This is a genomic window from Bacteroides muris (ex Afrizal et al. 2022) (assembly GCF_004793475.1).
GTDB lineage: Bacteria > Bacteroidota > Bacteroidia > Bacteroidales > Bacteroidaceae > Bacteroides > Bacteroides muris.
Genome location: NZ_SRYZ01000007.1, coordinates 74,097 through 96,715, shown reverse-complemented (window position 1 = coordinate 96,715; position 22,619 = coordinate 74,097). Strand labels below are relative to the sequence as shown.

Annotated in this window: 20 protein-coding genes, 1 tRNA gene and 2 pseudogenes; 10 read left to right on the top strand and 13 right to left on the bottom strand. The window is 46.5% G+C overall.

The window, feature by feature from the left end; all coding sequences use genetic code 11:
- Window positions 1-11: 11 nt before the first annotated feature.
- The 6 genes from E5355_RS05410 to E5355_RS05385 all read right to left on the bottom strand — a co-directional run bounded on the left by E5355_RS05410 (window position 12) and on the right by E5355_RS05385 (window position 7,540).
- On the bottom strand, window positions 12-1,193 hold the full coding sequence (locus tag E5355_RS05410; protein ID WP_136009482.1) for a PepSY-associated TM helix domain-containing protein: 1,182 nt from the start codon (window positions 1,191-1,193) through the stop codon (window positions 12-14).
- A gap of 6 nt (window positions 1,194-1,199) precedes the next feature.
- Window positions 1,200-2,603 (bottom strand): DUF4374 domain-containing protein, encoded by a 1,404-nt coding sequence (locus tag E5355_RS05405; RefSeq protein WP_136009481.1) that lies wholly within the window; start codon window positions 2,601-2,603, stop codon window positions 1,200-1,202.
- A gap of 43 nt (window positions 2,604-2,646) precedes the next feature.
- A complete protein-coding gene (locus E5355_RS05400) occupies window positions 2,647-4,953 on the bottom strand; it encodes a TonB-dependent receptor (protein ID WP_246866891.1) in 2,307 nt (768 codons plus the stop codon).
- 649 nt (window positions 4,954-5,602) lie between these two features.
- The gene (queF, locus tag E5355_RS05395; protein WP_008664917.1) at window positions 5,603-6,058 is read right to left on the bottom strand and encodes a preQ(1) synthase; all 456 of its coding nucleotides are present in this window, start codon (window positions 6,056-6,058) and stop codon (window positions 5,603-5,605) included.
- 31 nt (window positions 6,059-6,089) lie between these two features.
- Window positions 6,090-6,746, bottom strand: coding sequence for a 7-cyano-7-deazaguanine synthase QueC (gene queC, locus E5355_RS05390; RefSeq protein WP_005831503.1), 657 nt, complete (start codon window positions 6,744-6,746; stop codon window positions 6,090-6,092).
- Between the two features lie 113 nt (window positions 6,747-6,859).
- On the bottom strand, window positions 6,860-7,540 hold the full coding sequence (locus tag E5355_RS05385) for a queuosine precursor transporter (protein WP_136009479.1): 681 nt from the start codon (window positions 7,538-7,540) through the stop codon (window positions 6,860-6,862).
- Window positions 7,541-7,785: 245 nt separating this feature from the next.
- On the opposite strand from E5355_RS05385, the pseudogene E5355_RS05380 reads away from it, so the two are divergent.
- Window positions 7,786-7,970, top strand: a pseudogene (locus tag E5355_RS05380) (hypothetical protein); the annotation flags it as partial.
- A gap of 76 nt (window positions 7,971-8,046) precedes the next feature.
- On the opposite strand, the gene E5355_RS05375 reads toward E5355_RS05380, so the two are convergent.
- Window positions 8,047-9,504 (bottom strand): OmpP1/FadL family transporter, encoded by a 1,458-nt coding sequence (locus E5355_RS05375; RefSeq protein ID WP_136009478.1) that lies wholly within the window; start codon window positions 9,502-9,504, stop codon window positions 8,047-8,049.
- A 152-nt stretch (window positions 9,505-9,656) separates the two neighbouring features.
- On the opposite strand from E5355_RS05375, the pseudogene E5355_RS05370 reads away from it, so the two are divergent.
- The 6 genes and pseudogenes from E5355_RS05370 to E5355_RS05345 all read left to right on the top strand — a co-directional run.
- Window positions 9,657-9,839 (top strand): annotated as a pseudogene (locus E5355_RS05370) (pirin family protein); the annotation flags it as partial.
- Window positions 9,840-9,921: 82 nt separating this feature from the next.
- A complete protein-coding gene (locus tag E5355_RS05365) occupies window positions 9,922-10,656 on the top strand; it encodes an MBL fold metallo-hydrolase (RefSeq protein ID WP_136009477.1) in 735 nt (244 codons plus the stop codon).
- 39 nt (window positions 10,657-10,695) lie between these two features.
- A complete protein-coding gene (locus E5355_RS05360) occupies window positions 10,696-11,841 on the top strand; it encodes a DUF4468 domain-containing protein (protein ID WP_136009476.1) in 1,146 nt (381 codons plus the stop codon).
- Window positions 11,842-11,890: 49 nt separating this feature from the next.
- Window positions 11,891-12,268: a VOC family protein gene (locus E5355_RS05355; RefSeq protein ID WP_136009475.1), complete on the top strand. Its 378-nt coding sequence runs from the start codon at window positions 11,891-11,893 to the stop codon at window positions 12,266-12,268.
- Window positions 12,269-12,297: 29 nt separating this feature from the next.
- Window positions 12,298-12,483 carry a hypothetical protein gene (locus E5355_RS05350; protein ID WP_008664928.1) on the top strand — a complete coding sequence of 62 codons (186 nt, stop codon included), beginning with the start codon at window positions 12,298-12,300 and terminating at the stop codon, window positions 12,481-12,483.
- A complete protein-coding gene (locus tag E5355_RS05345) occupies window positions 12,480-13,217 on the top strand; it encodes a class I SAM-dependent methyltransferase (protein WP_136009474.1) in 738 nt (245 codons plus the stop codon). The genes E5355_RS05350 and E5355_RS05345 overlap by 4 nt, the downstream gene beginning before the upstream one ends.
- 72 nt (window positions 13,218-13,289) lie before the next feature.
- Here E5355_RS05345 and E5355_RS05340 read toward each other — a convergent pair whose 3' ends face one another.
- From E5355_RS05340 to feoB, 4 genes are all read right to left on the bottom strand, one after another.
- Complete coding sequence (locus E5355_RS05340; RefSeq protein ID WP_016274283.1) at window positions 13,290-13,826, bottom strand: TlpA family protein disulfide reductase; 537 nt, start codon at window positions 13,824-13,826, stop codon at window positions 13,290-13,292.
- A 96-nt stretch (window positions 13,827-13,922) separates the two neighbouring features.
- Window positions 13,923-13,994, bottom strand: a tRNA-Cys gene (locus E5355_RS05335).
- Between the two features lie 67 nt (window positions 13,995-14,061).
- Window positions 14,062-14,280 (bottom strand): hypothetical protein, encoded by a 219-nt coding sequence (locus tag E5355_RS19795; RefSeq protein WP_136009473.1) that lies wholly within the window; start codon window positions 14,278-14,280, stop codon window positions 14,062-14,064.
- Window positions 14,277-16,748 (bottom strand): ferrous iron transport protein B, encoded by a 2,472-nt coding sequence (gene feoB / locus E5355_RS05325; RefSeq protein WP_136009507.1) that lies wholly within the window; start codon window positions 16,746-16,748, stop codon window positions 14,277-14,279. Before feoB ends, E5355_RS19795 begins: the two co-directional genes overlap by 4 nt.
- Window positions 16,749-17,219: 471 nt before the next feature.
- Here feoB and tilS point away from each other — a divergent pair, with 471 nt between their 5' ends.
- Entirely contained in the window at window positions 17,220-18,488 is a 1,269-nt protein-coding gene (tilS, locus tag E5355_RS05320) for a tRNA lysidine(34) synthetase TilS (protein WP_136009472.1), read from the top strand.
- A gap of 3 nt (window positions 18,489-18,491) precedes the next feature.
- Here tilS and E5355_RS05315 read toward each other — a convergent pair whose 3' ends face one another.
- Complete coding sequence (locus E5355_RS05315) at window positions 18,492-19,325, bottom strand: 4Fe-4S dicluster domain-containing protein (RefSeq protein WP_168354280.1); 834 nt, start codon at window positions 19,323-19,325, stop codon at window positions 18,492-18,494.
- 291 nt (window positions 19,326-19,616) lie between these two features.
- Here E5355_RS05315 and rho point away from each other — a divergent pair, with 291 nt between their 5' ends.
- A complete protein-coding gene (gene rho, locus E5355_RS05310) occupies window positions 19,617-21,644 on the top strand; it encodes a transcription termination factor Rho (RefSeq protein WP_136009470.1) in 2,028 nt (675 codons plus the stop codon).
- Window positions 21,645-21,828: 184 nt separating this feature from the next.
- Entirely contained in the window at window positions 21,829-22,023 is a 195-nt protein-coding gene (locus tag E5355_RS19355; RefSeq protein WP_168354276.1) for a hypothetical protein, read from the top strand.
- Between the two features lie 178 nt (window positions 22,024-22,201).
- Here the strand turns inward: E5355_RS19355 and E5355_RS05305 are convergent, their stop codons facing one another.
- Entirely contained in the window at window positions 22,202-22,555 is a 354-nt protein-coding gene (locus E5355_RS05305) for a transposase (protein ID WP_246866890.1), read from the bottom strand.
- Window positions 22,556-22,619 lie beyond the last annotated feature (64 nt).

The following is a 22,619-nucleotide window of genomic DNA, read 5'->3' as shown; positions in this document are numbered from 1 at the left end:
GCAGTATCTGGTTATGGGCGCATATTCGCTTTCCTACCGCCCTTCCGAATCAATCTGCGAATCCAAAGATAATAGCCCGTCAGCGGCAAACTTGCACCCACCAAAGCAGCAAGGAAGCTCAATATGCGAGTGCCCAGCCCTCCCCAACTGCCTACATGAATAGAGAATATCCAGCCCCGGATTTTTCCTGAAGTGTCGGTATCTTTGTACAAGGTAGTCCCGGTGATTTCACCGCTACGGGGATTGAACGTATAACGGTCGACAGCACGCTGGTTGCCCAACCGATTGAAAGAAACCATAGCAGAGCCTTTGGATACGGTTATCTGTTTATAATCAGGATTGAGCTCCTTCAGTTCTTTGTAAACCTTCTGCCAGCTTGCAAAAGGAGAAAAAGAATTTCTTTCATGATTCTCACCTCTCCGTCTGCCACCAGACCGACCTTGCGCCCGTTCTCCTCCCTGGGCTGTAGTTTGTGCCGGAGCACCATGTCCTCCATCTCCTTGTGTGGTTTCCACTCCGAAAACTTTGTAGAAACCGATGCGATACCAGGAGAAAGACCATGTTAGTCCCGTAAGCGCCATTACCAACAGAAAAGCCAGCGTGTACATACCACCTGCCACATGCAAGTCGTACCAGAACCGACGCCACCCCTTACCGGCAACAATCTTCAAACTGTTCTTCAAAGCCTTTTTTGTACGAGGCCACCAGATGACAATGCCCGATATCAGGACAAAGACAAACATCAGCGTGGCAGTGCCCACAATCATTTTCCCCCAGAAGATGCCTCCATTGGGCTTCATGCTGTCCAACAACCAGCGATGCAGGCGGAACATGGTCATGAAAAACGGTGCACGCTCATACTTTCCCTTTATCTTACCCGTATATTGGTCTACATAGACAGAGGCACGACGGGGTTTGGAAAGATTCACTTGCCAGGCACGCTCCGGAGCAGATGAAGCAGTGACACCCGTCACAGAAACACTATCCGGCAGAGTAGCAGCTACTTTTTCGGCCACCTTGTCCATGGGAAGCGGTGCCGTCCCGACTTTCTCCACATAGTAGAGGTCGCGATGACAAAGCTCCATCACCTCCGTCTCGAATACCAACATCGCTCCGGAAAAACAGATAAGGGTAATCAGTAGCCCGAAGGGGACTGAAAGCCATAAATGTATCTTACGAAAAACTTTCTTCATAGGAGCTTATTCCAGTTTACCTACACCGTTCAATTGAGTTACATTAACAACCAGACCTCTGGCAGCTGTTGCATTGGCTGGGTCTACCTTATAGATGCTAGGATAGCCGGAAGAGGTAGTGACTGCCATATATGCTTTGCCATTTTCCATGTATGGGGTACTACCAAATCCGGAAACATCACTTGGAAGGCCGTTCACATAAGTCAAAGCTCCGGTGGAGGCGTTGAAAATGGCAAGTTGATTGGCGACCTTACCCGCCTCCGTAATGTCTCTATCATACATCAGCAGCAAGAAATAACTGCCGGAGATGTACCAACTGCGCATGAAGGAGTGTCCATTCGCCTTTTCTTCAAGGTTGTAGTAGTAGCCGGCATCAAATTCTTCTGTTTTTGTATTGATACGCACCACTCCGGCAGGCAACGTAGTCCGCTGGCGGGCATCGGCCATGGTCTTGGCATAGCTCGGAGAAAATACATATACATAGCCGTCGTCAGCAAGCCAGTTCATCTGGTAGTACTGTGAACGGTTGCGTCCGGCAGCATAGCTTATTTTATCGGTAGTGATGACTTTATGAGACTTCAGATTCCAATCAGCAAAGATAGCAATATGGCATTCATTAGGATACTGAGTCCATTGCAACTCGTCCTTTTCATAGGCACTGCTACCCTGTCCGCCAGATTCTGCCTTTATTAAATCCTCATTACCGGGAAGCACCCACTTGTAGCTACCGTCTTCGTTCTTCTGCATGCAACCATACTGGCTAAGCCCCATGGGAATGGCTGCCGCATAAACCTTGCTGCCCACTTGTTCTATACCGGCCAGTGTCACGTATTCACCATTTTCAAGGAAATTTTCGGCAAGAAACGGAGTATCTTTTGTTACCGAATTCTTTGTATAAGTCTGTTTCTCGACATCCAGATAGGAAATCAAAAAAGATTGGGGAGTATACCCATTTGCATCATTCAGCTCCGTTGGGCCGTCACCGGTAGAAGCTGTCATTATAAATTGGTCACAATAGCCGTAGGTAGTGAAACGATTGACGTTATACTCCTGGCTACGTTTTTCCAGTTCACCGTTTGCATTCATAATGAACGACTGGGTAGTGCCTGCATTTCCCTGATTGTAGTTCAAGGCATACAGATATTTGTTTCCGTAGAACACCCAGTAAGTAGCACCCTCATTCACAAGGCCATTACCAGCAGCAGTAATCTCACCGCTTTCCAGCGACTCGGCTGTCAGCAGGACAGGAACGGAGCTACCTGAAACTGTAGCCGTGGCAGCTATCACATAGTTACCCTTTGAACCGGAACCGGAGCCGGAACCCGGTTCGTCTGTGTCTGTACAAGAAACTAAAGCCATTCCGGTCATTGCCATTGCAAAGAGGCCGGACAAAAGATAATTCTTCTTCATTTGTTCTTCTTATTAATTACACCTATTAAAACCATTATATTTATTAATCACCAAAATGTACACGTATCTTGCCATAGAACGCACGCCCGGCTTTCTGAAGGCTGAAGTTGTCATACAAATCCTCGTTTGTAAAGTTACGGCACTCAAACGAGAGATTGTAACGGCCGTTCTTCAGACTATAGCTCAATGTCAGATTGTGGGAGAACTGGTCGGGCACCATAAAATCATTGTTCTTGCTACCGACGGCCTGCGAATAGTAGGAAAAGCTATGCATGTACTGGTTGTCGTAGGTCATGGAGAGCACATTCTCTTTTTTTCCAAAGTCGCGCCAGTAGAAGTTCACGTCAAAATCGGCAAACTGATAGGGTACATTGGGAATACGTGCTTCATAGCCAAGATTCTGTACGGAGTTTCCCGTACTTCCAATCTGCCACTTCTCATTGTCACGCACATTCATTCGCGTGAAGTTGCCGCCCACACTCAACCAGCGTCCGAAGCCATAACGCGCCGATACATTGTATCCCTTCGTCAGCACTTTGCCGTAGTTGGTATAAGTGGCCCCTTCTTTTCCTCCGCTCAAGTCCTGAATATTACGCTGGATATAATCCTTCGTATTGCGGTATACCACACCGCCTTCCACGTAGACGGAATGTTTTCCAAAACTCCGAGAATAACTCAGGTTCAAGTTGATGTTGTCACTTTTCTCGGGACGGATGCCGATGTCTCCACTCTCCAGATCTTCGTCACCAAACATCTCTTCGATAGTGGGCAGGCGGTAAGCTTTTTCGTAAGAGAACTTTGCCTGCAAGCCGGACAGAATGAAGTAGGTCCCGGCAGCACCATATCCCCAAGAGTCTACCGTACGGCTGGTGCGTACATAATTACTACCGGTATCATCCTCGGCCATAGGTCCTGCCACATACTGGCGGTAGTATTTGCCGAATGCCGAGAAGTTCCACTTTTCGGAAGGCATCAGGCGGTATGACAAACCAGAGATATTCTTGCGGGTCTGCTTGGCAATGGCATCCGTCTGTTCTTCCACCGCCAACAGTGAAGTATTATCACGCCGGAAAGCGTTCAGCACATGATTGAAAGTCAGCATGTGGACTCTGGCAATGCGGTAATTCAAGGTCAATGTACCGTTCCAATTGTCATTATCGGCACGGGAATACTGGCGGGACTGTTCGCCGGGACTGTTCAGCGGATGTTTCTCACCAAGCCAGTTGTATTCATAGCGGGCAGTATCCACATTCGTAGTGGCATTGCGATTGTAGTTGGCTGTCAGCACCATATCCAGCCCCTTGATTATCAAGTTGCGTTTGCTGTATTCCATCGAAGGCATCAGTGAATGGCCGAAGCGGTGCTTTTCTCCGAAGACTGTCTTCTGGCGTACGCCGGTCTGTATGTCCTTGTACATGTGCGAATAGGTGAAACCAAACATCAGCCGGTCTGCCCAACTTTTGTCTACAATACCCGCTTTAGCCACAATGGCTTCGTTATGGTAAGTATCATTGAAACGCCTCACACGCACCTTTTCACTTTCGTTGAAACTGCCCGTCTCAAAGTTCTTTACCGGTGCATCTACATGATAATCGTTGTCCGAGTAGTTCTGAAAGGCATTGATTTCATAGCTGAAACCGTTCTTGAAAGTCTGTCCGAAGTCTATGTATGAGCGGTGGGTATTGAACGATCCGTAAGAATAAGAAGCATCCAGAAACCAGTTCCGACGTTTCTTGTTGGTAACGATGTTGATGACACCGCCAATGGCATCCGTTCCGAAGCCTACGGGAACCACACCCTTGTATACCTCTATACGGTCGGCAAAGCTCACCGGAATATTGTTCAGACTGAAGGAGCTTCCCACGCCTTCCTGCGGCACACCGTCAATGAATACCTTGACGTGCTTTCCGCTAAAACCGTCCAGCATAAGCTGCATGTCCGAACCTACCCCACCCGACTCACGGAGTTTCATACCCGGAGCCTTGGTCAAGGCATCGCTCAGGTTCTTCGTGGTATTCTGGAGTTCCTTCGTATCGACTGCCACAGCATTGAATGCCGACCTCTTCATACGACTCACTCCGGTAGAAACGATAGTCACCTCATCCAGCTGTTGTGTTTCGGGAGCGATGGTTATATTCAGCTTCATCCGCTCATCATTGACCAGCTTCACCTTCTTTTCCACCTTTGTATAACCTACGGCAGACACCACCAGCGTATAGTCGCCGGCAGGCGCCTTGATATGATAGAGGCCTTCCTGATTCGTGATTCCTCCATAACTTGTCCCTTTCAGATAAACAGTCGCAAAATCCACCGTTTCTTTTTCCGTAGAAATGATTCTACCCGAAATCATCCCTCCTCCCCTCTGCGAACGTGCAGACAGAGAAACCGACAGAAGAAGAAACAACAGAGAGAATTTAAGTGTATATGCTTTCAATTTTACAATGATTATATGTTGTTAATAAATCGCTGCAAAGGTCATTATTAACAGCCAGCTGTGCAATCGCTTATTGTAGGTAATTGCATGGAGAGTTTTCATCGTATATATCATACCGCGCAATCACCATTGATAGGTATTATCAATAATAAAACAGATAAAAAAAACCGAAAACAAGCTCGGAAGGTGCTGAGGAAATCTCTTAAATAATAAAATCAAAACAGTTTCTTATTCGTCAGCGGCATTTATGCGGATAATCGTAAAAGGGAAAATAAAGATGTAGCAAAACTGATGATAGAGAAGCCTTATATTAGCCGATGAATAAAGACAGACTAACTTCTCATTTACTAAAAACTATTCGTCCGACAAGCGTTACATTATCGTCCGACGGCTGTTTAATTATCGTCCGACAACTGTTGGACGATAATGCAACAACTGTCGGACGAATAAAAATTAGCAAACAAGAAACTAAAGGTCAGTAGACAAGGATATAGAATATAGTGATGCAAAAATTACCTATCCTAACAGCCCCCTTCTATTTATAGGAGCCATCAGATACAGCATCCTATTCACGGTTCATCAAACGATGCTCCGCCATCTGCTCGAACTTCGTGCCGGGACGTCCGTAATTGGCATACGGGTAGATAGAGATGCCGCCACGCGGGGTAAAGATACCTGTCACCTCGATATACTTAGGATTCATCAGATGAATGAGGTCTTTCATTATGATATTCACGCAATCCTCGTGGAAGGCACCATGATTGCGGAAGCTGAACAAGTAGAGTTTCAAACTCTTGCTCTCTACCATCTTGACATCAGGGATATAGCAAATACGGATTTCCGCAAAGTCCGGTTGCCCCGTAATGGGACAGAGGCTGGTAAATTCAGGGCAATTGAAACGTACCCAGTAATCATTGCCGGGATGCTTGTTATCAAATGCCTCCAATACTTCAGGGGCATAGTCCTGACGGTATTCTGTCTTTCTCCCTAAAAGGGAGAGTTGGTCTTTCAATTCTGTCATAGCCATATATTTTTAGTGATACAAGTGTGCCTCATTTAGTAGAAGCCAAAAACTTTTCCAATCCTTCTCTGCGCAACGTGCATGCCGGGCAGTGTCCACAACCATCTCCCGGGATACCATTATAGCAAGTCAGCGTTTCGTGACGTATAAGTTCAAGCACTCCAAGCTCGTCTGCCAGCGCCCAGGTCTCCGCTTTGTCAATCCACATCAGTGGTGTGTGCAGTACGAATTGCTCGTCCATAGCCAGGTTCAGCGTCACGTTAAGCGACTTGATGAAAGCATCCCGGCAATCGGGATAACCGCTGAAATCGGTCTGCGACACCCCCGTCACAATATGATTAATCCCCCGCTCGCGGGCGTAGACGGCGGCTATACTCAGGAAAAACAGATTGCGTCCCGGCACAAAAGTATTCGGAAAGCTGTCTGCCGGCTTCTCCTGGTCCATCTCCATGCCGGCATCTGTCAATGAGTTATGTCCCAGCCGGCCGATAAAGGAAACATCCATTACTTCGAACTCCACACCTGCCTTACGGGCAATGGCCCTCGCCAAGTCCACTTCCTTCTGATGTTTCTGTCCATACAGAAAACTCAGCGCATACACTTTCTTAAATTCACGTTTTGCCCAAAAGAGGCAAGTGGTCGAGTCTTGCCCGCCACTGAATACCACCAAAGCTGTGTCCCTATTCATCTTGTTAAAAGCCTCTCCCCTTGCCCTCCCCCGTAGGGAGGGAAACAGAGAGGGCATTGTTAATTATTTGTTTGACATAATAACTGATTTCCCCTCACTACGGGTAAGGGGCTTTAAATATCGCCTATTTTCCATACTTTATAGGAGATGCCTTCATCATAGACATCACTACCGTCTATCCGCTTAATAGCTTTTACCACACGGATAGTCACAGGCAGTATCAATACCTCGTACATGGACTTCAGCAGAATCTGGATACACATCATCACCAGCAACTCCTGCCATGCAATGATTCCTCCGAACGCAACCGGAAAGAAAATCAACGAGTCTGCCGTCTCACCAACCACCGTCGACCAAATGGCACGTGCGGAGAAATTACGCCCGTTGCTTGCCAGTTTCATGCGGCTCATTACGTAGGCATTCAGAAAAGAGCCCACCAAGAATGCCGTCAGACTGGCTATGACAATACGGGGCGCCATTCCAAAAACGAAATTGAAATGCGCGGCACCATCCCAGAAAGGGGCGGCAGGCAACGCCACGGCTATCAGTCCCAGCATTACCACAAAAAAGTTCATGGCAAAACCGCTCCAGATAATCAGGCGGGCTTTACGAAAGCCCCAAACCTCGGCTATGCAATCGTTGATAATATAAGAAATCGGGAAGACCAGCAATCCAGCTGTTACGGTAATACCAAAAACCTGGATAACTTTAGTCTCAAGAAGATTGGCTGCAATCAAGCATACATTGAACAGAATGCCCAGCAACATAAAAGGTACAGATACTTTTTGTTTCATACTCCTGTTTTTTACGTGGTGTTCTAGAATACACGACCGCTATTCACGGCATCATACTTATTTAATCCGGCTGCAAAGATACAACAAGTTTTGCAAACGAACAAACAACATATATTTTAACCAAAATTCAGGTAAAACGAAAGTCCTTTTTCTATTCCAAGTAATGGCAAACAGCGTAACTATTCAGCGGACACGCCGAAATTGTCCCTCTTAGAAAAGGGCAAGAATGGTGTTGTAAGGTGTGAGACGGTTATCCCAACAACCTGCCAAGTACCTATCATTACAGACAGTATTTCGTAGCCAATGTATTCTGAAATAAGCCCCGAACATGCAGATAGGCGCTGAATATCTGCGTGGCTGGCGCGCCAACTTCGACAATTCCACCAACCATGCCAACCGTATGAACCTGCTTGTACAGTATTCTTTCTAATCCAATATAAAAAGAGAAGCCGCCTCAAATCGACATTTGAGACGGCTTCTTAATATATAAAGGTAGGATTGTGAAATCAGAACTTATAGTTTACACTGACACCAAATACCTTGTTGGTACGGCTATACACATCCTTGTCTACCACATTTGCAGTATTGCCACTTGCAAGACCACGAGGATTATTCTTTGTATAATCGCTGTAAGTAGTCCAGAAGTACGCCACATCCAGGCTCAACGCTTTGCTAAGGTTGATGCGACCACCGAAACCTACTGAATAAGAATCACAAGAGAAGCTGGTATCCGACTGGAAGTCATCACTCAATCCGTAATCAGTCTTCTGATAACCTCCACTGATTGTAAGCAATTTGTTAATATCCCACTCCGCACCAATCAAATACTCGTGCGTACCGTGCGTCAATGCCTTCTGTTTGCCATCTGCCATACCGGCATTCTTGTCGTCAAAGAAATGATACTCTACCGAAGCACGCAGAGAAGGAAGAATCTCATAGCCTGCAGCCATCGACAACATAGAGGGAATATCGCTCGGTGTATTCACGCCGTTCACAAAAGGAGCCATATAAGCTTTGGCTCCCGACGGATAGGTTAATTCGTGCGTATCATTCTCAATGTTCATGTTTGCCTTGAACTCATATTTCGCAGCCAGATTCAGCTTGCCGAACTTGGCATCCACTCCGATAATAGGGGTCAGTCCCCAACCGGTTTGGTCACAATCCAACTCAATCTTCGAGTCATCCAGCTTTTGCATCATAGGAGCTGATATTTCCGCAGCCTTTGCCATTGCCTGCTCTTGGGTAAGTCCTGCCTGCATCAATTTCTGTACAATGGCACCGCCTATCTGCTCGGCCACACCATTATTCAGCCCCACATTGAGGAAACCCTTGTAACCACCAGTAAAATAATTCATGCGCGCACCAGCAAACACAGCAAAGTGTTCATTTATCTTATAGCTTAATCCCAACTGGAAACCATAGATAAACTGACGGCCTTCCATAGCAGAATTAATGGTATATTTGTCCGGAGTCACAGCATAACCGAAGTTTGTAGCCAGTGCTTCCGTTTCTTTTGTCACGAGTCCGATAGCTGCAGCATCAAACATCGGCAATCCCCGGTTGAAAGAGGCTTTTCCACCGCCGCCTACCACAGCAAAGCTACCAGAGAATGCCCAGTCGCCTTTCTTATATACAGCATGTATGGAAGGGATGACAGGAGCGGAAGCCTTTCCTTCATAATAGCGGGTAGTATTCTGCCCATCCATAGTCCATAAGGGACTGGTTGCAGCAATGTCACGCGTCTGATAAGCACTTTGAATGGTAAGGGCCACCTGAAAGCCATCTTTGGGAAGAAATGCCAAACCGGCAGGATTACTGTAAACGCCGTCAACATCAATGGAAGCACCACGTGCAATCATACGCAAGAAAGCAGCATTCTGATTTGTATTAGTCAAATAATCTCCTGCAAAAGTTGTAGTTGAAACGATTAGCATCGCAATGCTAATCAACGAAAATTTTCTCATCTAAATCTTTTTTAATTGTTTTCGGGCGCAAAGGTACAACAATATTGCACATAAAAAAGTATTTTGTGCATAAAGTTATCCTAATATAATACTTTCATTGAAACATCAAATAGTTTCTAATGAAACAAATGGAAACAATTGTCTTTATATAGAAGATTGACTACCACATGCACTGATTGCATCCCGGTGTATACATTTTCGTAATGGAAGATAAAGGCAAAGCGGACGGCGCAATACTCTCATGTCGTGACGGAATGGGGGTATACGAGACCAGCAGTTTTGAACTGGAAAGATTGAAAGACACTCACATTCTCTTCATAGAAGTACTGATGTAGCGTGCTTTTGCATAAAATAACAGCTTAAACCGGAAGTTTGTGTAGCGTTTTTTGTAATATTGCGCTATAATTCAATCCGTAAATGAAACTTGATTACATCTACCATAGCGGCTTCGCGATTGAAGCGGACGGAGTGACGGTCATTATCGATTACTATAAAGATTCCTCGGAAGAGGTTTTCAATAAAGGTATCGTGCACGACTACCTTTTGGAAAAGCCGGGCGTACTCTACGTACTATGCTCACATTTCCATCCCGACCACTTCAATCGCGAAGTTCTTTCATGGAAAAAGCTACGACCCGACATCCGCTACATATTCTCCAAAGACATCCTAAAGCACCGCCGCGCCTCAGCAGAAGATGCCACCTACATCAATAAGGGCGACACCTACGAAGACGAACATATCCGTATCCAAGCCTTCGGTTCTACCGATGTGGGTATTTCCTTCCTGATAAATCTGCAGGGAAGGCGGCTGTTTCATGCCGGTGACCTGAACAACTGGCACTGGAGCGAGGAATCTACTCCGCAGGAAATACGCAAAGCCGAAGGTGACTTTCTGGCCGAAGTGAAAAATCTGCTGCAAACTGTACCTGCCATAGATGTAGCCATGTTTCCGGTGGACAGCCGTATCGGAAAAGATTATATGCGTGGTGCAAAACAATTCGTGGAACGAATAAAAATCACTATATTTGTACCGATGCACTTCGGCGAAGATTATCAAGGAGGCAACGCCTTCCAGCAGTTTGCCGAGAGCAAGGGATGCCGCTTTCTGAGCATTGCACACCGTGGTGAAAGTTTCGAACTCCCCAACTTTTAGCCCGTAACTCGTAAATTAATAATTAAAACACATACTATTATGAAAAATTTAACACAACTTCTTTTTACACTGTTTTGCCTTTGTCTGCCGGCCATGCTGCAGGCACAGGATAGGGACGACAGTAAATATCTGGCCGGTGCCATTCCCGAGGTGGACGGCAAAGTGGTATTCGCCAAAGAATTCAGCATCCCCGGCATGTCTCAGGATGAAATCTACGAACGTCTGCTCGGCTGGATGGATGCCCGTCTGAAAAAGAATGAAAATACCAGCCGCATAGTATTCTCAGACAAAGAGAAAGGACAGATTGTAGGTATCGGAGATGAATGGATTGTATTCAGTTCTACGGCTCTGTCATTAGACCGTACCAAAATCCTTTACCAGCTAACTGTGACCTGCCAACCCGAAAAGAGCGTGCTCGAAGTAGAGAAGATACGGTTTAACTACCGCGAAGGAAAAGAAAAATATACCGCCGAGGAGTGGATTGTAGACAAATATGCCTTGAACAAGACAAGAACCAAACTGGTACGCGGACTTGCCAAGTGGCGCAGAAAAACCGTAGACTTCGTTGATGACCTTTGCCTGGGAGCAGCAGAAGCATTGAGCGCCACCACTGCCAAAGCTCCGGTAGAAGAAAAGAAGGAAGAAAAGAAAGAGGTGAAGGCTGTCGTCAATTCCGGTCCGACGGTAATCACCCCGAAGAAACAAGTTACCGTAGAACCTGCCCAGGCTGCTGAAAAAGTATCCGAAGACATCGTGGAAAACGCCCAAGCCATCGAAGTTTCCCAAGTCAAGAAATCTGCCTCACCGGTTCCTGCCCAAAAGAGCCGGCAGCAAGAATACAAGACCATAGCCCCCGAGCAATTGTCAGCCGATGCCATCCAGACCGGAGCAGGCAAATTAGTTATCGTCATCGGCCAAGAGCCTTTCAACATGACCATGATGACAGCAAACTCCGGAGGTTCTTTGGGTAAAGTCAACGGCAAACCGGTTATATTCAGCATACTGTCGCCCGACCAGCCGTATGAACAAATGGAAAAAGCAGAAAGCTATACCATCCGTTTCTATCCCACGGGACAGACAGAGCCTACGGTCATTCTGGAATGTAAGAAGCTGCCCTCACCCGCAACGATGGAAGGTATGCCACGCACGTATGTAGGCGAAATTCTGAAAACAATGGTCAAATGACCGCATATGCAGACTGTAAATTGCAAATAACCAAATCTGAAATAAACAAATGGAAATAAAAAGTAAATTCGATCATTTTAATATCAATGTCACCAACCTGGAACGTAGCATCGCATTCTACGAAAAGGCACTGGGACTGAAAGAACATCATAGGAAAGAGTCGTCCGACGGCTCTTTCACCCTAGTCTATCTGACCGACGGAAGCACTGGCTTCCTGCTGGAACTGACCTGCTTGAAGGACCACCCACAAGCCTACGAATTAGGAGAGAACGAAAGCCACCTCTGCTTCCGCGTATCCGGCAATTACGACGCCATACGCCAATATCATAAGGAAAACGGATGGATATGCTTCGAAAACACAGCAATGGGACTGTACTTTATCAATGACCCGGATGACTATTGGATTGAAGTACTGCCGGAAAAATGATATTTTACATCACTAAAACAAGGAAATATATGAGTATAGAAGAAGCGATGATGGGTGGTATTGTCTTCAAAGGCAAAAAGGACAAACCTAAAGAAGAAAACAAGATAAAAACCAAAGCCAAGAAGAAAACCTACATTACCGGGCAACACGGTTCCGCCTCAGCCAAAATGAAAGCAGAAATCCGCCGCAAACGCGCTAACAGACATAAGAAATGATAAATACAACCTTATTGCCTGCCGACAAGGACCCGATGGGCGCAGCCATAGCCGATTACTTCAAACGGCATAAAGCCGACCGCCTACGCGTGTTCTCTTCACAATTCGATGAGGACGAAATTCCCGTCGAAGAACTGTTCCGCACAGAAAAGCAAATGCCCTTGCTGGAGCGTACAGCTCTGGAAATGGCAACCGGAAGGATTCTGGATGTGGGTGCCGGCAGCGGTTGCCACAGCCTTGCCCTGCAAGAAGCCGGAAAAGAGGTCCATGCCATTGACATTTCCCCGCTTTCCGTGGAAGTAATGAAGCAGCGGGGTGTGCGTAGCGTGTCACAAACCAATCTGTTTAATGAACTGTTTGTCGATGAATACGATACTATCCTGATGCTGATGAACGGTTCCGGCATTATCGGAAAGTTGGAAAACCTGCCTGTTTTTTTCCGGAAGATGAAGCTGCTGCTCCGGCCTGGAGGCTGTGTTTTAATGGATTCCAGCAACCTGAGCTATCTGTTCGAAGAGGAAGATGGCAGTATTGTTATCGACCTTGCCAGTGATTACTACGGAGAGGTAGACTTCCAGATGCAATACAAGAATGTCAAAGGCAACTCTTTCGACTGGCTCTACATAGACTTCCAGACCTTGAGTCTCTACGCTGCTGAAAACGGCTTCAAAGCAGAACTAGTGAAAGAGGGTACACATTATGACTATCTTGCCAAATTATCCCGACAAGCATAAAAGTGAAGTGCCCCTAAAAGTTTTTGTCTAACTTTTAGGGGCACTTCCTTTTTTACATCTTGCCTATTCCTACTATTCAGAAAGCATTCCGTCAATCTCCTTCACCAGAGAAGCAAATTCTTCAGGGTTATACAGACGTGTCAGCTTCACAATACGCCCTTCCTTATCAATCAGGACATTGCGTGTGATACCTGCCTTGCGGAGCGCATACTTCGCAAATATATCCGCTCCCGGGTCCAGACCCAAAGGATAGGTCACTCCGGTTGACTTACCAAAAGCAATCACTTTCTCCAACGGCTCGTCACGGTCGATGCCAATCAGCATAAAATCCGGATTCGACTTATGCTTCAGCCAAATATCCTTCTCTATGAAAGGCATCTCCTTACGGCATACCCCACACCAGCTTGCAGTAAACTGCAACATGACCACCTTCCCACGAAGTTCCGAAAGGGTAATGCTTTTCCCATCCGTCAACTTCACTGTAAAATCAGGAGCCATCTCCCCTACCTTAACGATGTAGCCGGTACTGTCCGCCACCACATCCTGCGCCTTGCCTGCCATACTGCACATAGCAAACAGACAGAAAATCAAAAATCCTACTTTTTTCATCTTATTCAATCTTCAATAATAGAACTGGGAAAAATTCCCTATAACGAAAAAAAACCGAAACACTTTATAAAAAGTAGTTTCGGGATTTTATTATCGAGGTACCTGGCAGATTCGAACTGCCGTACACGGTTTTGCAGACCGCTGACTAAGCCACTCATCCAAGGTACCAACATTACAAGAGTTCTTTATTTCTTGTTTGCGGATGCAAAGGTAGCACTTTTTTTGAAACCACCAACTATCTACAGCAACTTTTTTTCTTTTTTTTCGTCACCCCACTGCACTCCGCACGTTTCTTATCATACAAATTCTTTAATTCACAGCCACTTGCACAACCATCACACGGATTGCCGTTTTCTTTTACCTGATGAAAAAAAGAATAAATACTCATGCCAATCCGCACAGCGCAGAGCAGTAACAATAGGGCTACTACCCACTCCTGCCAACTATTCCTCATAAAAACAGACCTCCTATCTGATAAATTGCGAAAGACATCAGCCAGGCCAACGCAGTAGTATAAAGCCCCGCAAACACAGGCCACTTCCAACCGCCCGACTCACCTTTAATGGCCGCCAATGTGGCGATGCACGGAAAATAAATCAGCACAAACACCATGTATCCGAAAGCCACCAGAGGCGTTATCGGAATGCGTTCGCCTAGACTTACGGCATCCGCCTCGGCATCGTCTGCATAAAGCACCCCGAGCGTGCTTACCACCAGTTCCTTGGCACCCACGCCGGAGAGGATGCCGATACCCAGCTTCCAGTCGAATCCCAACGGCTCGATGACCGGTTCCATGGCTTTACCAATCCGGCCGATGTAGGAATTCTTCTGCTGTTCCGTCACACTTTCATATTCATCGTGGTTGGGATAATATCCCAATGCCCAGATAACAATGGATGCCACCATAATGATGCCTCCCATCTTGTGGAGATACTGCACCCCCTTCTCCCACGTATGACGGAAGATGACCTTGGAGGTTGGCATACGATAAGGCGGCAATTCCATGACAAACGGCGTATCGTCCCCTTTCACCAGAAAGCGGCAGAAAAGACGTGCCATGACCACTGCCAACAGAATGCCAATGGCATAGATTACTAACAGCACAAAGCTCGCATTGTTCGGGAAGAAAGCGCCTGTCAGCAATAAATAGATGGGCAGACGGGCGCTGCATGACATCAGCGGATTAATGAGCATCGTCACCAAACGGCTCTTGCGATTCTCGATGGTACGCGAAGCCATGATAGCGGGAACATTACAACCAAAGCCCATAATCAACGGGATGAAGGACTTTCCATGCAGACCCATCTTATGCATAATCTTATCCATGATGAAAGCGGCACGCGCCATATAGCCCGAGTCTTCCATCAAGGAAATAAAGAAATAGAGCAGCAGAATATTCGGCAGGAATACAATAACACCTCCCACACCACCTACAATGCCATCCACCAGAAGGTCCTTCAGCGGTCCTTCGGACATGTTGTTGCGTATCAAATCGCCCAATTCGCCTACCAGCCATTCAATCCCCTGCATAGGATAGTCGCCCAGCACAAAGGTACCTTCGAACATCAGATAAAGGAAAAGGAAGAATATAGGATAGCCCCACACGCGGTGTGTAACGATTGAATCTATGATTTGAGTAGTCCTCGACGTATCCTGATGATTGTCCACATAGGTCTCGCGCAAGGCACCGGCTATGAAACCATACTTGGCATCAGTGATAGCTTGCTCGCTCTCTTCGTTCACCACCTCGGCAATCCGTGACTCTTCCCGGTCGCGGACGGCAAGAATTTCATTTCCGTTAGGCAGCTCCTCCACAATCTTTTCCAAGTCTTCGTCGTTCTCCAACAGCTTGATGGCAAGGAAACGCGTGGAATATTTGTGGCGAATGTTTTCATTGACACTGATGACACGCTTCACCTCTTCAATGCTACGCTCCAACTCTGGACCGTGATTGATGTGGATATGGTGGAAAAAGCCGCGCGGCTGCTCCACCTCTTCTTTATGGCTACCGAAGTCATGATCGGGAACATACTCCTGATGCCAGCTGCGAAGGTCATTCAATATCTCGCTACGTATCCTTCCTTTATGGTCGAGGAAATCGCAGCCTTCGTAAATATTGATAATTACATGGAACAGCTGTTCGATACCCTTCCCGCTACGGCTGACCGTAGGCAACATCGGAACTCCGAACAGCTGGCTGAGCTTTACATAATCCAGCATGTTTCCACTGGCTTCCAGCTCATCGTACATGTTCAGCGCAATCACCATGCGCACGTTCATGTCAATCAGCTGGGTGGTGAGATAGAGATTACGTTCCAGATTGGAAGAATCCACCACATTGATGACGATATCCGGCGTTTCATTGATGATGTGCCGACGAACATAGATTTCTTCGGGAGAGTAGGCCGAGAGGGAATAGGTTCCGGGAAGGTCGACAATACGGAAATGGTAACCCTGGAAGTCAAAATAACCCTCCTTTGCATCTACCGTAACGCCACTGTAATTGCCCACATGCTCGTGCGAGCCGGAAGCGATATTGAAAAGAGAAGTTTTACCGCAGTTGGGATTTCCCACCAAAGCCACATTTATGGTGCGGCGTTTGCCGAGAGCCAGTTGTTTCAGCTCATCTTCGCCTAAATGCATGTTTTCGCCCAACCCTTCGTGATAATCGGGCTGCACAGCCTGTTCCTTAGCTTCCTGCTCACTGATAATCTCTATCATCTCAGCCTCCTGCCGACGAAGAGAAATCTCATAGCCCATTACTTTGTATTTGATAGGATCACGTAACGGAGCATTCAGCAAGACCTCCACTGTTTTACCTTTAATAAATCCCATTTCCACAATCCGTTTGCGGAAACCACCGTGTCCCAGCACTTTTACGATTACACCCTTTTCACCGGTATTCAATTCGGACAAACGCATAGTCTTTCTGCCTTTCTTTTCTAAATTTGGGGGCAAAGATAATACTTATGGCTACAAGGTGCAAATAATTTAGAATGTTTTTAAATAAGCAAACATAGCTCTTTCATTCAAAGGTGTTAACTCCCCCCCTTAGCTCCTATAACCCCTCTAAATAAAAAAACCGTGATAAGCGAAAGAAAAAAGATTAAATCATCTTTTAGTTCCCCCCCCAGAAAGACATTAAACAATAATGCCCAGAAGACAGAACACGATTTCCAAAGATACTAAATCGTAATCATACCCCGTCTTTGTCCTTTTCTTACCACAACTATGGTAGGAAAAGAACAAAGACGGGGTATGCAAAAACACAACTGTAGCAAGATTAGCTTTTAGCAAATATGACCTTAACCAATAGAAATTCTGAAAATAGATACTTGCAAATATGGCAATAAAAATCGTTTGCACTATCTTTGCATCACTCTATATTTAAATATGCAGAAGGTAGTACAATACATCAAGCATCACAAGCTATTTTCGCCAGACGACAAAATTCTCGTGGCACTGAGCGGCGGGGCTGACTCCGTGGCGTTGCTGCGTCTGCTCCTCAGCCTGGAATATACATGCGAAGCCGCTCATTGCAACTTCCATCTGCGCGGAGCAGAATCCGATCGCGACGAGCACTTTGTTCGCCAACTTTGCCTAGACCACCGGGTGACGCTGCACACCGTCCACTTCAACACGGAACAGGAAGCAAAGGAACGACATATCTCCATCGAAATGGCTGCAAGAGAATTGCGTTACACGTGGTTCGAAAAAACAAGGAAAGCATGCAGTGCGGCCGTCACTGCCGTCGCCCACCATCAAGATGACAGCGTGGAGACATTGCTGCTCAATCTGATTCGTGGCACCGGCATAAACGGATTGCGGGGCATACGCCCCCGAAACGGACATATAGTCCGTCCTTTGCTCTGCCTAGACAGAAAGGAAATCGTCAGTTATCTGGAAAGTATCGGGCAAGCCTACGTGACGGACAGCACCAATCTGCAGGATGAATACACCCGCAACAAAATACGCTTGAACCTGCTTCCCATGATGCAAGAGATAAACCCCTCTATTAAGGAAAGCATCCTCAAAACGGCAGAGCATCTGGACGATGCCGCCTCTATATATAACATAGGTATAGAAGAAGCCAAACTGCGGGTCAAGACACCGGAAGGCATCAACATCGACGCTCTGATGCAAGAAGCGGCACCGGAAACGGTATTATTTGAGATTCTGCATCCACTTGGGTTCAACACCGCACAAACAAGAGACATCTACCGAACATTGGACGGACAATCCGGCAAAGCCTTTGCCACCTCCGGCTGGCGTGTCATCAAAGACCGCGACTCATTGTTGATAGAACCCATACAAAAAGTCGTAAAGCCTCTATTGGAAATAAAAGAATATCCCTATACACCGGATTTCATGATTCCACGCGACAGAGCAACCGCCTGCTTTGATGCCGACAAGCTCAAGCATCCCCTTTCGCTACGTCTTTGCAGGCAGGGAGACAGATTTGTGCCCTTCGGCATGAGAGGTCGGAAGAAAGTAAGTGACTACCTGACCGACCGCAAGTTCTCCCTTCTGCACAAAGAACGACAATGGGTGCTTTGCTGCGGAGATGACATAATCTGGCTGGTGGGAGAACGAGCGGATAACCGTTTCAGGATAGACGAAAAGACCCGGAAAGTGCTGGTTATATCAACCACTGACCGATAGCCGTCACAGAATGATTCTGTCCTCCTTCTGTTTCTTGAAGCAATCGGAAAGCAACACGGCAAACGGCGTGTCATACGCACGCGCCTTCTGCGGACAACTTTTCACACAGGCACAACACTTGATGCATTTCTCTGCAACCGTATTGCACTCTTCTCCTTTTATAATCGCTCCTGCAGGACAATGCTTCACGCAATATCCACAATGTGTGCAACGTTCCGTATTCACTTCCGGAGTACGGGGCATAAGAACCCCACTCTTACGCAACTTGACGACTCTGCGCAAAAAGCGGAGCAACGGAAAAAAAGGCTGGCGTGGACGCTGGATATGGGCCACATCCACCCCATACAGTTTCTCCACATCTTCGGCCGCTGCAATTTTAGCACGTATCTTTTCACCAAAAAGCTTTGCATACTCCAAGTCATCCGCATCCGGACGTCCGGATGCTACCGGGTATTTCTCACTGCTATAAGAGTGCTCGCCTACAAACGTAGCACCTGCAATTACCTTGAAACCCAAGTTTGTAACAAAAGCATCCAATTCCACCAAAGCCTTCTCATAGGCCCGGTTGCCGTAAACCACCACCACCACAGCAGGCGCACCATCAGTATGAAGCTCCCTCATCCGCTCCAATGCTAAAGGAGCCACATGACCGCCATATACGGGCACCGTGATGATCGCCAAAACATGGGAAGGAACCTCTCTTTTACCCGCTGCCTCCAAAGTAAGGTCCACTTTGGAAACAGACGAAATTCCTGTTCCGTGAACAATTGCCTCTCCCACTTGTTTAGAGGTACAAGTAGGTGAAAAAGTTATCAATTGTACTTCATCTATATTCATAAGCCAATCCTTCATGTTGTTGTTAATACAGCAAAGATAAAGTTTTAAATTAAAAAAAGATGATTTGTTTATGAAACAAAAAATATTTATTACCTTTGCATCGTTGAAACATTCTGCGACTTCTTGCTGTGGCGAGAATTGTTTATCAGATTTCCGGTTCAATAATAAATATCCCATATAAATCATATATCACAAGGTAAACTTGCCCAAGTTGCTTCCTACAACAACTGCAACTGTGCATTTATGCCTTTTCAATAAAAGTAAATTTTAAACCATTCACATATATACTGTATGTATAACATCATTCAACTGAACGACAAAAATTTGTCGGAACTACAAACTATTGCCCAAGAACTGGGTATAAAAAAAACAGACTCACTCAAAAAAGAAGAACTTGTTTACAAGATACTTGACGAACAAGCTATCGCAGGCGCTACCAAGAAAGTTGCCGCCGACAAGATGAAGGAAGAACGCAAAGGGGAAAAACAAAAACGCTCACGCGTTACTGTAAAGACCGTAAAAAAGGAAGGTGCCGACAAAGTGTTCTCCGCCAATAAAAACGGAGACCTCACCAAAGCCAAAACAGAGGAAGCACCGGCTACGAAAGAACAACCCATAACTGTAGAAGCTCCCCAAGAACCAGCCATAAATACTGCAACGCCGCCACCTGCCAAAGAAGCCACCGCCCCCAAACGAAAACCGGGACGTCCCCGTAAGGTAAAGGAAGAAACCGCTGCTCCCAAGGCAACGGAAACCCCGAAAGTCGCCGAACCGGAACTGAACTTCGAAGCCAACAACCCGAAAGCAGAACCCCAGGCGGAAGCCAAAGCTGAAAAGAATATCGTACCGGACAAAAGTCCCATTCTGACCGAGGCGGCAAATGACTTCATTCCTATTGAAGACCTCCCTACAGAAAAAACAGAGTTGCCATCCGAACTTATCGGCAAATTCGAAGCGACCAAAACGGAAACTCCCGCCCCCCCCACACCTGCCGTTGCCCCAGCCGAACCGCAACAGCCACAACGCCCGCGCCTCCGCGCCCGTGACAACAACAACCCATACAATAACAACCGCAACGGTGGCTATAGCCAGCAGCGCCCCATGCAGCAGCGCCCGGTACAATCCTATAACAACGGAGAGAACTATCCGGCTGCTCCGGAACGCAAACCCGTAATAGAACGCGAGAAGGTTTACGAATTCGATGATATCCTCACTGGAACCGGCGTACTGGAAATCATGCAGGATGGCTACGGCTTCCTCCGTTCTTCCGATTACAACTACTTATCTTCACCGGACGATATTTACGTATCACAATCACAAATCAAATTGTTCGGCCTAAAAACCGGTGATGTGGTAGAGGGTGTAATCCGTCCCCCGAAAGAAGGCGAAAAATACTTCCCGCTGGTAAAAGTATCCAAAATAAACGGCCGTAATCCGGCTTTCGTACGCGACCGCGTACCGTTCGAACACCTCACGCCCCTCTTCCCGGACGAGAAGTTCAAACTTTGCAAAGGCGGATACTCCGACTCCATGTCTGCCCGTGTCGTAGACTTGTTTGCCCCCATCGGCAAAGGTCAGCGCGCCTTGATTGTGGCACAGCCCAAAACCGGTAAGACCATCTTGATGAAAGACATTGCCAACGCCATTGCCGCCAATCATCCGGAAGTCTACATGATTATGCTGCTCATCGACGAACGCCCGGAGGAAGTTACTGACATGGCACGTACCGTCAATGCGGAAGTAATCGCCTCTACTTTCGACGAACCGGCAGAACGTCACGTGAAAATTGCTGGCATCGTCCTTGAAAAAGCAAAACGCATGGTGGAATGCGGACACGATGTTGTCATCTTCCTCGACTCCATCACCCGCCTGGCACGTGCCTATAACACCGTATCCCCAGCTTCCGGCAAAGTACTTTCCGGTGGTGTGGACGCCAATGCATTACATAAGCCCAAACGTTTCTTCGGTGCTGCCCGTAACATCGAGGGCGGCGGTTCGCTGACTATCTTGGCTACCGCCTTAATCGACACCGGCTCCAAGATGGACGAAGTTATCTTCGAAGAATTCAAGGGTACGGGTAATATGGAATTGCAGCTCGACCGCAACTTGTCCAACAAGCGTATCTTCCCAGCTGTCAACATCGTTGCTTCCAGCACCCGCCGTGACGATTTGCTGCAAGACAAGCAGACATTAGACCGCATGTGGATTCTCCGCAAATACCTTGCCGACATGAATCCGATAGAAGCCATGGACTTCGTAAAAGACCGTCTGGAGAAGACCAAAGACAACGACGAATTCTTGATGAGTATGAACAGTTAACAACAACTACATACAAATATTGTACAAAAGCTTCTATTTACGTTCATAAACGTAGGTGGAAGTTTTTGTATATCCGTTTTTTCATACATTTGCCGCCATACAATAACCTTGAACAAATAAATTCCAAATCTGATGAAACCGATTTACTCTTTTATGAGAATGGTATTATGAATGCTTTCTGGTGATGGCACAGCAATCACCCAATTTTCTTATTATCCAATGCGACCATTTAATCCAACGGGTAGTAGGCGCATACGATGCCGCCCCCAAACATCTGTTACACGTAGCCTTTTATGGAACTGATACCACATCAAACCAATGTACGTTTTATAAAGCCGAGCACATCAATCTCCCACTGCCCGACAGCATTTCGCCCTAGGGAAGCCTCTTTACTGCCAACGGTTATGCAGCTGTCCACTTAAAAAACGTGGTTCGAAATAAGAGCCTGTTTAAATTTTCCTCAATAATAATCTTATAGTGGCTAATTTGACCATTTCCTCTGCCGAGTCGAATGTTAGTTCATAGTTTCGGCAGAGCCTTCTATTGTAATCCATCCATTAGAATGCTCTTTCCACAATCCATCTCTTTTGAATGGGTCTGAATCCCTGTTCCTTGTACGCACTGATAACAACCTGAATGACATATCCGAATTTCTTTCTTATGTTATCGACAAGTTCTCCTCGGTAACCTCCATCGGCAAGAATGTTTCTTACACTGGAGCACATCTCCTTAAGAACCCTCATCAGCAAATAAGCGGCTTCACTGTCATGTACATTAGCTATGGTGACCATAACGGCAATAAGAAAGCCATTCTTATCCACTATGACATGCCGTTTTATGCCTTTTACCTTTTTGTTTCCATCAATACCGTTCAAAGAAGCATTGTTCCCACATCTGACTGTATTTTCCATTTTCCCTGATTTATATTTGTTTATTGTTGATTCTTACGATTATTTTCCCGATTTCGGTTTTGGA